The organism is Massilia sp. TS11, assembly GCF_022012445.1.
In the GTDB taxonomy this organism is placed as follows: domain Bacteria; phylum Pseudomonadota; class Gammaproteobacteria; order Burkholderiales; family Burkholderiaceae_D; genus Telluria.
In genome coordinates, this window is sequence record NZ_JAKLTS010000018.1 from 38,381 (window position 1) to 51,605 (window position 13,225).

Consider the following 13,225-nt stretch of genomic DNA (forward strand, 5'->3'; position numbering starts at 1 on the left):
AACCGTGGATTTGAGATACCCGGCAAACCAGTAAAGTACTTGCTGGGAGAAAATATCCAATGAGCTCGATCGTCAACGGCCTGGGCACCGCCGGCATTATTGCCCTGAAAACTAATCAGATCGCGTCCTTCACCACGGAGGACACGGCTGCGCTCAGCTCCGCCCAGTTGGCGGTGATGTCGACCATGCAGTTGCGGGCGCTGACGACGAGCGCCATGTCCGGGCTTAGCACCGATGTGCTCGATGCCGGGCTGAACACCAGTCAGCTGCGCGCCCTGACCAGCAACCAGCTGCGCGCCCTGACGACCCAGCAGATTCAGGCCGGCCTGAACTCGCTGATGATCACGAGCCTGAGCTCGACCCAGTTCATCAACCTGACGAGCGACCAGCTGGCCGCGCTCGAAACGGCCGACATGAACAATCTGGCGACCAACCAGATCGCCAATCTCGATACCCAGCAACTGCGCGCCCTCAGCACCGATCTGATCGCCGCGCTCGGCACGACCCAGGCGGCGGCGCTGCGCTCGAACCAGGTCAGCGGCCTGGGCACGCACCAGGTGCGCGCGTTCGAGACGGCCGATCTGGCCGCCCTCAGCACGGCCGCCGTGGCGGCCCTGAGCACCCAGCAGATCAGCGTGCTCGGCAGCGAACATTTCGCCGGCCTGCGCACGACCCAGGCCATGGCCCTGACGACGGCCCAGGTGGCCGCGCTGTCGAGCTACCAGGTCGCCGGCCTGGACGGCAGCCTGGCCAGCCTGCGCAGCACCCAGGTGGCGGTGCTGTCGACCCTGGCCATCAATAATCTGACGACGGCCCAGGTCCAAAGCCTGAACTCGGCCCAGCTCAATGCCCTCACGAGCCAGCAGGTGCGCGCGCTCTCGAGCGACGCCATGGTGGCCCTGAGCAGCTACCAGGCGGCCACGCTCGGCACCCGCATCATCACGGCGCTCGACACCAGCCAGCTGGCCGCGCTCGAGACGGCCGACTTCAATGTGCTGCGCACCAGCCAGGTGCTGGCCCTGGCCAGCGACCAGCTGCAGTCGCTCGACAGCGACCACGTGGCGGCCTTCAACACCCAGCAGGTGGCGAACCTGAGCACGCTCCAGGTCAGCCTGCTGACCTCGGCCCAGGTGGCGCAGATCGAAACGGCCGACCTGCTGGCCATGAAGAGCACCCAGCTGCAGGCCCTGTCGACGGCTGCCCTGCTGGCCTTGACCAGCGACCAGATCCAGGCGCTGAGCACGGTGCAGGTGGCGAACCTGACGACGCGCCAGACCAATCTGCTCGGCAGCAACCAGATCGCGGCCCTGCTGACCGTGCAGGTCGCGGCCCTGAAGACCAGCCAGATCGCGGCCCTGACCAGCACCGACATCCAGGTCATGAGCAGCGACCAGATCGCCGCCATGCGCACCGACGAACTGGTGGCGATCAGCACCGCCAATGCGCTCTACCTGAACAGCGACCAGCTGCAGGCCCTGCGCACCCTGCAAGTGGCCAGCCTGCTGAGCAGCCAGCTGAATGTGATGGGCAGCGACCAGCTGCAGGCGATCGGCACCCAGGGCGCGGCCGCGCTGCGCAGCACCACCCTGGCGGCCCTGGCGAGCAGCAAGATCAGTCTGCTGACCTCGGACCAGATCGCCACCTGGAACACGGCCCAGCTCGGCGTGCTGAGCACGGCCCAGCTCAATGCCTTCACCTCCGACCAGATGGCCGGCCTGAACAGCTATCAGGCGACCATGCTCAAGACCAGCCAGCTGGCCGGCCTGAGCTCGACCCAGATCGCGGCCCTGGAGACGGCCGACTTCACCCTGCTGAGCACGCTGCAGGCCACGGCCCTGACGACCCAGCAGCTGGCCACGCTCGACACCGACCACGCGGCCGCGCTCAGTACGCGCCAGCTGGGCGCCCTCAGCACGCGCCAGTTGAACGCCCTGGGCAGCCTGCAGGTCAGCGCCTGGACCAGCCAGCAGCTGAACGTGCTGCGCTCGAACCAGATCAATGGCCTGGCCACCGGCGTCATCGCCAGCCTCAATTCGGACCAGCTGGCCGGCCTCGGCTCGCTGCACTTCGCGGCCCTGACGTCAGCCCAGCTGGGCGCCCTGACGACCGACCAGGCCGGCGTGATCAACACGGCCCAGGCCGGCGCGATCCCGACCAGCCAGATCGCCGGCCTGTCGACCAGCTTCCTCGCGGCCCTGGCCACGAGCGCCTTTGCCGGCCTGAAGACGGGCCAGCTGGCCGCGCTCAGCACGGCCCAGACGGCGGCCCTGAACACCGACCAGGTGGCCCTGCTCGCGAGCAACCAGCTGGGCGCCTTCAAGACCAGCCAGATCGGCGTGCTGTCGACCGACGCCCTGAGCAAACTGACGAGCGTGCAGCTGCCGGGCCTGAGCTCGAGCCAGCTGGGCGCGCTCGGCTCGCAGCAGCTGACCAGCCTGACGACCGACCAGTTCCAGCTGCTGAGCAGCCTCCAGCTGGCCGGCCTCAGCACGGCTCAGCTCAACCAGCTGAGCACCGATGAAATCGCCGCCCTGACGACCTGGCAGGCATCCACCTTGTCGACGCGCCAGCTGGCCGGCCTGAACACGGTGCAGCTGCAGGCCATGGAGTCGGACGATCTGGCCGCCCTCAAGACCCAGCAGGTGCAGGCCCTGAGCAGCGTGCAGGTGGCCAATCTGAACACCATGCAGATCGCCGGCCTCGGCACCCTGCAGGTCTCGGCCCTGACCAGCTATCAGCTGTCCAAGCTCAACGGCGACCAGCTGGCCGCGATCGAAACCAATGACATCGCGGTACTGCGCAGCCACCAGCTGGCCGGCCTGACGACCGACCAGATGGGCGCCTTCACGACCGACCAGCTGCCGAATCTGAGCACGCTGGCGATCGCGAAACTTACGACCGCCCAGCTCGTCAACCTGAACAATGACCAGCTGGCCGCGCTGACCTCGGACCAGGCCGGCGCCCTCAACACCCAGCAGCTGATGGCCCTGAGCCCGGACCAGCTGGCCGCGCTCGGCACCGAAGACATCGGCGCCTTCAAGACCCTGCAGTTCGCTGTGCTGAGCACGGCGGCCATTGCCGGCCTCAGCACCGATCAGGTGGTCGCCCTCGGCACCCACCAGCTGGCCGTGCTGTCGACCCTCCAGATGACGGCCTTCAATGGCGACCAGCTGGGCGTGATGAACAGCGTCCAGCTCGGCTCCTTGAGCTCGCGCCAGTTCGGCGCCCTCAGCAACGACCAGGTGAACGCCATCTCGACCGATGTGTTCGGCGTGCTGAAGACCGTCCAGATCAGCGGCATGAGCACCAGCCAGCTGAACAATCTACGCTCCGAGGCCCTGGCCCAGCTCAACAGCGCCCAGCTCGGCGCCCTCAACACCCTGCAGGTGGCGCGCCTCGATCCGGGCCAGCTGTCGGTGCTGAGCAGCACCAATCTGGCGGCCCTGAACACGCGCAGCGTCAGCGTGCTGACCAGCACCCAGCTCGGCAATCTGTCGAGCCTGCAGGTGCCCGGCTTCGACACCCTGCAGATCCAGCAGATCGCCACCAATGCGCTGGCCGCCCTGCAGGGCGATGTGATCGCCGCCATGACGACGGCCCAGTGGGCCAACCTGAACACGCGCCAGCTGCGCGCCCTGACGCCCGATCAGATGGCCTCGCTCGAGACCAATGATCTGCAGGCCCTGAACACCCTGCAGGCGACGGCGCTGCTGACCAATCAGCTGGCCAATTTCAGCACCGAGCAGGTGCGCGCCTTCGGCACCCAGCAGATCGGCGCGCTGCTGACGGCCCAGTTCAACAGCTTCAACCAGGACCAGTTCCGCGCGCTCTCGACGGCCCAGATCGCAGCCGCCAAGACCCTGCAGGTGATGGCCTGGAACAGCGACCAGATCATGGCCATGGGCAGCGAGCAGCTGGCCGCCCTCGACACCCTGCAGACCAATGCGCTGACGACCCGCCAGATGGCCCTGCTGTCGGCCGTGCAGGTGGCCGCGCTCAGCAGCTGGCAGGTCAGCACGATGAGCACGCGCCTGCTGCGCGCCCTCACGACCGACCAGATCAGCATGCTGGAAACGAATGATCTGGCCGTGCTCGGCACGGGCCAGCTGGCCGGGCTTTCGACCGCCCAGTTCGCCAACCTGAGCACGGCCCAGGTGGCCGCGCTCAGCACCCTCCAGCTCGACGGCATGAACAGCCAGCAGCTCGGCGCCTTCAGCGGCGACGAGATCGGCGCACTCGAAACCCAGGACCTGGCGGCCGTGCGCTCGACCCAGCTGGCCGGGCTCGGCACGCGCTTCGTCCAGTACCTGAACACCAGCCAGCTGGCGAATCTGGCCACGTCCCAGGTGGGCGCGCTGTCGACCGCCCAGATGGCCGTGTTCAACAGCGCCCAGCTGGCGGCCCTGATCCTGGCCCAGGTCAGCAATCTGAACACCTCCCAGCTGCAAGGCGTGACGAGCGACCAGATCCAGGCCATGACGACGGCCCAGCTGGCCGCCTTGAGCACCAACCAGCTGGCCAGCCTGAACACCCTCCAGATCAGCGTGCTGAGCAGCGATCAGGTGGCCGCCCTCGGCACCCAGCAGCTGCCGGGCCTGAGCACGCGCCAGCTGGCCGTGTTCAACGCCGACCAGTTCACGGCCCTCGGCACGCGCGACCTGGCCCTGCTGACCAGCGCCCAGATCGGCGCCTTCAGCACGGCCGCGCTGAGCGCCCTCAGTGTGGCCCAGCTCGGCATCCTCGGCACCAGCGGCGTGGCCAATCTGGGCACGCGCCAGGTGGCGGCCCTGAACACCCAGCTGATCGCCGCGCTCGACACGGCCCAGGCCGGCGTACTCGGCACGCGCCTGCTGGCGGTGCTCAGTTCCGACCAGGTGGCCGCGCTCGAGACGGCCGATCTGGCCGCGATCGGCACGGTCTTGGCCAGCGCCCTCAATTCGAACCAGCTGGCCGCCATGAACACGGCCCAGCTGGCGGCGCTGTCGGCCACCACCATCGGGGCCTTCGGCGCCAGCCTGGTCGCGCGCGGCCTCAGCTCCGACCAGTTCGCCGCGCTCGACACCGCCCAGCGCGCCGCGTTCAGCACGGCCATGTTCGCCAGCCTGCGCTCCGACCAGCTGGGCGCGCTCAGCAGCAGCGCCTGGTCCGTGCTCAGCACCCTGGCCATCAGCAGCCTGACGCCCTCGGCGCTGGCGCTCGGCCTGCGCACCGACGAAATCGTGGCGCTGACGACGGCCCAGAGCGCCGCGCTCAGCAGCCTGCAACTGCGCGCCCTGACGACCGACCAGATGATGGCCTTCGAGACCGAGGACCTGCAAGCCCTCGGCAGCGCCCAGCTCGGCGCGCTGACGACGCTGCAGCTGTCCCTGCTCGGCACCCAGCAAGTGAGCGCCCTCAGTTCGGCCGCGCTCGGCGCCCTGAGCACCAGCCAGGTGCGTCTGGGCCTGACCGCGACCCAGCTGGGCGCCCTCAGCACGGCCCAGCTGGCCAACCTCGGCACCGCCCAGTACCGCGTGCTCACCAGCGACCAGCTCAATGGCCTGAACAGCGCCCAGGTGCAGGCGATCGGCACGCGCGCCGTGGCCGCCCTGGCCACCAGCCAGCTCAGCACCGGCCTGGCCGCCAGCTTCATCGGCGCGCTCAGCAGCGACCAGACCCAGGGCCTCAGCACGGCCCAGCTGGCCGCGCTGCCGAGCCAGCTGATCGCCGCCCTGCCGACAGCCGGCCTGGGCGTGCTGACGACCCAGCAGGCCGCCAGCCTGAGCACGCGCCAGCTCGGCTACCTCGACAATACCCAGGCCGCCGCCCTCGGCACCCAGGCCTATGCCGTGTTCAGCTCGGCCCAGCTGGCCGGCCTGTCCGACGCCCAGTGGAATGCGCTCGGCACCGACCGCATCGCCGTGCTGGCCAGCCAGCAGGTGGCCGGTCTGCGCACCGACCATCTGGCCGCGCTCAGCACCAGCCAGGTGGCGGCGCTGAGTACGGCCGCCCTGGTCGCGCTCGGCACGGACCAGGTCAGCCAGGGGCTCGACGGCGCCCAGATCGGCGCCCTCAGCAGCCAGGCCATCAGCCTGCTGCGTACCCAGCAATGGCAGGTCCTGAATAGCGACCAGCTGGCCCAGCTGTCGACCCTGCAGGCCAGCGTGCTGACCAGCGCCCAGGCGGCGGTGATGAATTTGCAGCAGCTCAACGCCCTGGGCGCCAGCAACACCGCCGTGCTCACGACGGCCGCCATCGCCGCCCTGCGCAGCGAGCAGCTGGCCGGCGCCTTCGACGTCGACCAGATCGCCGCCTTCACGACGGCCCAGGCCGCCGCGCTGAGCAGCGCCCAGGTCGGCGCCTTCAACACCTTGCAGGTGGCCAGCTTCGAGACGGCCGATCTGGCCGCCTTCAGCACGGCTGCCGTGCGCGGGCTCGACACCAGCCAGGTGGCCGCGCTCGACCCGTCCCAGTGGAGCGCCTTCAGCAGCGACCAGATGCGCGCGCTGACGACGGCCCAGCTGTCCCAGGGTCTGAGCACGAGCCAGCTGGGCAATCTGAGCACGCTCCAGCTCGATGCGCTGAGCTCCTACCAGTTCGCCTACGGCATCAACACGACGGCCTTTGCCGCCCTCGATACCTGGCAGATCACCCACCTGGCCAGCACCCAGCTGGCGGCCATCACCAGCGACCAGCTGGCTGCCATGGAGACCGACGACCTGATGGTGCTGGGCAGCGAACAGCTGGCCTTCCTCAACACCCTGCAGGTACGCCTGCTGTCGGGCGACCAGCTGCCGCTGCTGAGCACTCAGCAGCTGCTCGGCTTCGGCACCCAGGCCGTGGCCGCGCTTTCGACCGGCCAGATTGCCTACCTGAGCACCGAGCAGCTGTCCTCGCTGTCGACGGGCCAGCTGCGCGCCATCAGCGCCAGCGTGCTCAGCCAGTTCAATACCGACCAGCTGCAGGCCCTGACCACCAGCCAGTTCGGCGCGCTCAGCACGGCCCAGGTCGGCGGACTGTCGACCAGCCTGCTGCTGGCCGTGAAGACCGAGCAGCTGGCCGCGCTGGCCACGGCCAGCGTGAATGCCCTGTCCACGGCCCAGCTCAACAGCATCGACCCGAGCCAGTTCAGCGCCTTCACGACCGACCAGCTGGGCGGCATGAGCAATAGCCAGATCGGTGCGCTCGGCTACGGCCAGCTGTCGGCCCTGACCAGCGCCCAGATGGCGGGCCTGAGCACGAGCCAGCTGGGGACCCTGTCGGCCACCCAGATCGGCTATCTCGGCCAGACCCAGCTGCAGGCCCTGAGCACCAGCCAGGTGGCCGGGCTGAAGGTGACCCAGATGTCGGTGCTCGGCATCGACCAGCTGTCCTATTTCACCACCGAGCAGGTGCAGGCCCTGGGCAGCGCCCAGCTCAATGCGCTGAGCACGGTGCAGATCCTCGGCTTCAATGGCAGCCAGATCGGCGCCTTCACGACCGGCCAGGTCAGCAGCATCAAGACCAGCCTGATCGCCGTGTTCACGGTCGACCAGTTCAGCGCCATGAGCAGCGACCAGATCCGGGCCCTGAATTCGGCCCAGATCGGCGTGCTCAATGCCAGCCAGATCGGCGTGTTCGGCACCCAGCAGGTGGCCGCGCTGACCACCTACCAGGTGACCCAGCTCAAGGCCAGCCAGCTGCAGGCCCTGGGCGCCGACCAGGTGCAGGCCCTGACCACCGAGCAGACCGCCGCCATGCTGAGCAGCCAGATCGGCAATCTCGGCACCTACCAGCTGGCGGCGCTGACGAGCGACCAGATCCAGAGCCTGAACACGGCCCAGTTCAATGCAATCAAGGCCAGCCAGTTCGGCGCCCTGACGACGGCCGAAATCGCCGCCATCACGACGACCCAGGCCAGCGTGCTCAATTCGGCCCAGATCGGCGTGATGAGCACGGCCCAGGTGGCCGCGCTCGAGACCGAAGACCTGGCCGTGCTCAGCACTGCCCAGATCGGCTACTTCAGCGACAGCCAGATCGCCGCGCTGAGCGTCGACCAGACCATGGCGCTCGACCCCAGTTCGAGCCGCTACGCCACGCCGCTCGTGCTCGACCTCGACGGCAATGGCGTGCAGACCCTGTCGCTGGCGGCCGGCGTGCAGTTCGACATCCGCGCCACGGGCCAGGCCGTCGGCACCGGCTGGGTGGGCGGCAAGGACGGCCTGCTGGCGATCGACCGCAACGGCAATGGCCGCATCGACGACGGCAGCGAGCTGTTCGGCAGCGCCAGCCTGCTGCCCGACGGCAGCCATGCACGCGACGGCTACCAGGCCCTGGCCGCCCTCGACAGCAATGGCGACGGCGTGATCGATGCGCGCGACAGCGCCTTCAGCCAGCTGCGCGTGTGGGTCGACGCCGACCACGACGGCCAGACCGGCGCCGGCGAGCTGAAGACCCTGGCGGAGCTGCACATCACCAGCCTGAGTACGCAAGCCCAGGCCAGCGCCCAGGTCGACAATGGCAACCTGGTCGGCCTGACGGCCAGCTACACGACGGCCGATGGCCAGCAGCACGCGACGGCCGACGTCTGGTTCCGCACCGGCCAGCTCAGCAATCAGGTCAGCGCCCTGCGCGACGCCCTGAGCGCCTGGCAGCCGAGCGCGCCCGCGAGCGGCCCGACCGTCAGCGATCTGGCCCAGCAGGCCGGGACCCTGGCGCGCGTGCTGAGCGAGTACGCGAGCGTGCAGGCCGGCGCCCTGAGCGAGCGCGCCGCCCCGGGCGAAGAGCTGGCCAAGCGCCTGCGCCAGGCCCTGAGCGACGGCCACCTCGCCCTCCCGCCCAAGCACTAATCCCAAACGGGGTCAGGTCCGGCAATCGGACATTTGAGAACTTCTGACAGCACGCGCTGTCATCGCCGCCAAGCGACAAGGCGGCGCCAAAAAAGTTCTCAGATGTCCGATTGCCGGACCTGACCCCGTCGGTTTTGGGGGAGAAAGCTGCCTCTATTTCCGGTTTAAAATACCGACAAGCCGGCGCACAATGCTCTGGTCTCCATCCTTTTCAGGGATTTCCATGAAAGCAGTCATCCTGGCCGGGGGTCTCGGCACGCGCCTGAGCGAAGAAACGACGGTCCGCCCGAAGCCGATGGTCGAAATCGGCGGCATGCCGATCCTCTGGCACATCATGAAGATGTATGCGGCCCATGGCATCACGGACTTCGTCGTCTGCTGCGGCTATAAGGGTTTCGTCATCAAGGAATTCTTCTCGAATTACTTCCTGCATACCTCGGATGTGACCTTCGACCTGCACTACAACACGATGGAAGTGCACTCGCGTAAGGCCGAGCCCTGGAAGGTCACCCTGGTCGATACCGGCGCCGAGACCATGACCGGCGGCCGCCTGAAACGGGTGCGCAAATACCTCGAGGGCGATGAGCCCTTCTGCTTCACCTATGGCGATGGGGTGTCGGATGTCGACATCTCGGCCACCATCGCCTTCCACAAGGCGCATGGCAAGCTGGCCACGCTGACGGCCGTGCAGCCGCCGGGCCGCTTTGGCCTGCTGAATCTGGACGGCCATCATGTGCGCGAATTCATGGAGAAGCCCCAGGGTGACGGCGGCCTGATCAACGGCGGCTTCTTCGTGCTCTCGCCCCAGGTCATCAATCTGGTCGAGGACGACAGCACCGTCTGGGAAAAAGGCCCGCTCGAAAGCCTGGCCAAGCAGGGCCAGCTCGACGCCTACATCCACCGCGGCTTCTGGCAGCCGATGGATACCCTGCGCGACCGCACCCTGCTCGAAGAACTCTGGGCCGCCGGCAAGGCGCCCTGGAAGAGCTGGCAATGACGCCCGGATTCTGGCGCGGCAAGCGCGTTTTCGTCACCGGCCATACGGGCTTCAAGGGCAGCTGGCTGTGCCTGTGGCTGCAGCAGCTGGGCGCCGAGATCACCGGCTTCGCCCTGCCGCCGGCCACCACCCCGAGCCTGTTCGAGGTCGCCCGCGTCGGTGAAGGCATGCATTCGGTCATCGGCGATGTGCGCGATGCGGCCGCCCTCGGCGCCGCCCTGCGCGCGGCCCAGCCGGAGATCGTGCTGCACCTGGCCGCCCAGGCTCTGGTGCGGCCCTCGTATGCCGATCCGGCCGGCACCTTCAGCACCAATGTGATGGGCCTGGTCAATCTGCTCGATGCCGTGCGCCAGACGCCGGGCATCCGCGCGGTCGTCAATGTGACCAGCGATAAATGCTACGAGAACAAGGAATGGGTCTGGGGCTACCGCGAGACGGAAGCCATGGGCGGCTATGATCCCTATTCGGCCAGCAAGGGCTGCGCCGAACTGGTGACGGCGGCCTACCGCAATTCCTTCTTCAACCCGGTCCAGCATGGCACGCACGGGGTCGGCCTGGCCTCGGCGCGCGCCGGCAATGTGATCGGCGGCGGCGACTGGGCCCTGGACCGGCTGGTGCCGGATCTGGTGCGCGCCGTCACCAGCGGCCAGGCGGTGAAGATCCGCAATCCGCACGCGATCCGTCCGTGGCAGCACGTGCTCGAGCCGCTGTCGGGCTACCTGAGCCTGGCCGAAAAGCTGTACAGCCACGGCCCCAGCTTCGCCGAAGGCTTCAACTTCGGCCCGCACGACAGCGATGCCCGTCCGGTCGAATGGATTGTCAGCCGCATGTGCCACGCCTGGGGCGAGGGCGCGCGCTGGGAACGCGACCATGCGCCGCAGCCGCACGAGGCCCATTACCTGAAACTCGACTGCGCCAAGGCGCATGCCGTGCTGCACTGGCGCCCGCGCTGGCATCTGGGCACGGCGATTGACAAGATCATCGACTGGCACCGGGCCGAACTGGCGGGCGCCGACATGCGCGCCTTCACCCTGTCCCAGATCGACGACTACGCTTCGACTCCTTTGAGCTGAGAAAACATGACTGACAAGACTCCCGAACAACTGCGCGCGCAGATCGCCGCCCTGGTGGCCGAATACGGCGCCCTGACCAGCGGCCCGCGTCCTTTCAACCCGGGCCAGACGGCAGTGCCGCCGGCCGGCAAAGTGGTCGGCGCGCCCGAGATGCAGATGATGGTCGAGGCCTCGCTCGACGCCTGGCTGACCACCGGCCGCTTCAACGATGCCTTCGAGAAGAAGCTGGCCGCCTTCCTCGGCGTCCAGCATCTGATCACGGTGAACTCCGGCTCCTCGGCCAATCTGGTCGCCTTCCACGCGCTGACCTCGCCCAAGCTGGGCGCGCGCGCGATCCAGCCCGGCGACGAGGTGATCGGGGTGGCGGCCGGCTTCCCGACGACGGTCAACCCGATCATCCAGTTCGGCGCCGTGCCCGTCTTCGTCGACGTCGAGCTGGGCACCTACAACATCGACGCCAGCAAGATCGAGGCGGCGATCACGCCCAAGACCAAGGCCATCATGCTGGCCCACACGCTCGGCAACCCGTACAACCTCGAGGTGATCGTCGCGCTGTGCAAGAAGTACAAGCTGTGGCTGGTCGAGGACTGCTGCGACGCGCTCGGCTCGACCTACCAGGGCCAGCTGGTCGGCACCTTCGGCGACATCGGCACCCTGTCCTTCTACCCGGCCCACCACATCACGATGGGCGAGGGCGGCGCCGTATTCACCAATAATGCCGAGCTGAAGGCGATCGCCGAATCCTTCCGCGACTGGGGCCGCGACTGCTACTGCCCGCCGGGCAAGGACAATACCTGTGGCAAGCGCTTCTGCTGGTGCCTCGGCACGCTGCCGCAGGGCTATGACCACAAGTACACCTACAGCCACCTCGGCTACAACCTCAAGATCACCGACATGCAGGCGGCCTGCGGCCTGGCCCAGCTCGACCGCGCACCGGACTTCATCCAGGCGCGCAAGGACAACTTCGCCTACCTGAGCGAGCGTCTGCAAAGCTGTGCCGAGTTCCTGATCCTGCCGCAGGCGACGGCCGGCGCCGATCCGTCCTGGTTCGGTTTCCCGCTGACGCTCAAGCCGGAAGCGAACTGCACGCGCGTGGACCTGCTGACCTACTTGGACGAACACAAGATCGGCACGCGCCTGCTCTTCGCCGGCAATCTGACGCGCCAGCCCTACATGCAAGGCCGCAACTACCGCATCAGTGGCGAGCTGACCAATACCGACCGCGTGATGAACGACACCTTCTGGATCGGCGTCTACCCGGGCCTGACGCGTGAGATGCTCGACTTCGTGGTCGACAAGCTGGAGACCTTCTTCGGCGTCGGCGGCTTCTGAGCACAACCTTGCCCCTCAGATAAATCGGGGTCAGACCCCATTTATCCGCACGGATAAATGGGGTCTGACCCCGATTTGTCTGGGGAGAAAAAAAGCGGGCCGCGGCCCGCTTTTTTTGTGGGCGCGCGGCGCCGCTCAGGCCGTCAGGCCGCCCCAGGCGTTCAGGGTGGACTGGCTGCCGACCGCGCCGCACACCTTGGGGTCGAGCGCGCGCATACGCAGGCGCGCCAGCAGCGCCGGGTCCTGCTTGGCCAGGGCTTCCATCAGCCAGGCGCCGAAGCCGCCATCTTCGAGATGGTCTTCCCAGGTCTGCACGGCGCCGAACCGCGCCAGCTGGGCCGCCTGGCCGCTCTTGCTGTCCATGCCCCACAGCGGCATCGAATACACGGCCTGGCCAGCCGCCGACTTCAGGGCCGCACCGAGGGCCGCCCCCGTGCTCAGCAGCACGGAATCCTCGCGCCCCTCGGCCACGCGCAGCCATTGGCCGGGCGCCACGCTCGGCACGCTCGCGTGGAATACGGGTTCGCCGGCCTTGCCCAGGCGCAGATACGAGGGGCCGGGGTGCTCGACCAGATAGCGCATCACGGCGCGCGTTTCGAGCGGGTCGCCAGGCGCGCCGATCAGCATATTCGGCATGCAGCGCATCAGCGCATAGTCCTGCACGGCATGGTGGGAATAGCCGAGCGCGCCATACGCGAGGCCGCCGCCGACCGCCACCACCGTCACCGGCAGCTTGTGATAGGCGACGTCATTGCGGATCTGCTCGGCGCAGCGGAAGGTCGGGAAGTTCGCGATCGAATACGTGAACACGTGATAGCCCTCGGAGGCCAGGCCGGCCGCCAGGCCGGTCATGTTCTGCTCGGCCACGCCGGCGTTCCAGAAACGATCAGGAAAGCGGTCGGCAAACGGCTCGATCACGGAGTAACCAAGGTCGCCCACGACCAGGGCGATCTGTGGGTGCGCGGCGGCCAGGGCCACCAGTTCATCGATAAAGGCGTTACGCATGGGCTTTCCTG

Annotated in this window: 5 protein-coding genes; 4 read left to right on the forward strand and 1 reads right to left on the reverse strand. The window is 67.9% G+C overall.

Translation table 11 applies throughout. The annotated features are described in order from the left end of the window. Positions 1-59: 59 nt before the first annotated feature. The 4 genes from LZ005_RS20055 to rfbH all read left to right on the forward strand — a co-directional run bounded on the left by LZ005_RS20055 (position 60) and on the right by rfbH (position 12,209). On the forward strand, positions 60-8,807 hold the full coding sequence (locus LZ005_RS20055) for an S-layer family protein (protein ID WP_237810285.1): 8,748 nt from the start codon (positions 60-62) through the stop codon (positions 8,805-8,807). Between the two features lie 223 nt (positions 8,808-9,030). After that, the gene (gene rfbF, locus LZ005_RS20060) at positions 9,031-9,804 is read left to right on the forward strand and encodes a glucose-1-phosphate cytidylyltransferase (protein ID WP_237810286.1); all 774 of its coding nucleotides are present in this window, start codon (positions 9,031-9,033) and stop codon (positions 9,802-9,804) included. Then, positions 9,801-10,877: a CDP-glucose 4,6-dehydratase gene (gene rfbG, locus LZ005_RS20065; RefSeq protein WP_237810287.1), complete on the forward strand. Its 1,077-nt coding sequence runs from the start codon at positions 9,801-9,803 to the stop codon at positions 10,875-10,877. Before rfbF ends, rfbG begins: the two co-directional genes overlap by 4 nt. A 6-nt stretch (positions 10,878-10,883) precedes the next feature. Further along, positions 10,884-12,209 carry a lipopolysaccharide biosynthesis protein RfbH gene (rfbH, locus tag LZ005_RS20070; RefSeq protein WP_237810288.1) on the forward strand — a complete coding sequence of 442 codons (1,326 nt, stop codon included), beginning with the start codon at positions 10,884-10,886 and terminating at the stop codon, positions 12,207-12,209. Between the two features lie 135 nt (positions 12,210-12,344). On the opposite strand, the gene LZ005_RS20075 is transcribed toward rfbH, so the two are convergent. After that, positions 12,345-13,214, reverse strand: coding sequence for a transketolase family protein (locus LZ005_RS20075; protein ID WP_237810289.1), 870 nt, complete (start codon positions 13,212-13,214; stop codon positions 12,345-12,347). Between the last annotated feature and the right edge of the window lie 11 nt (positions 13,215-13,225).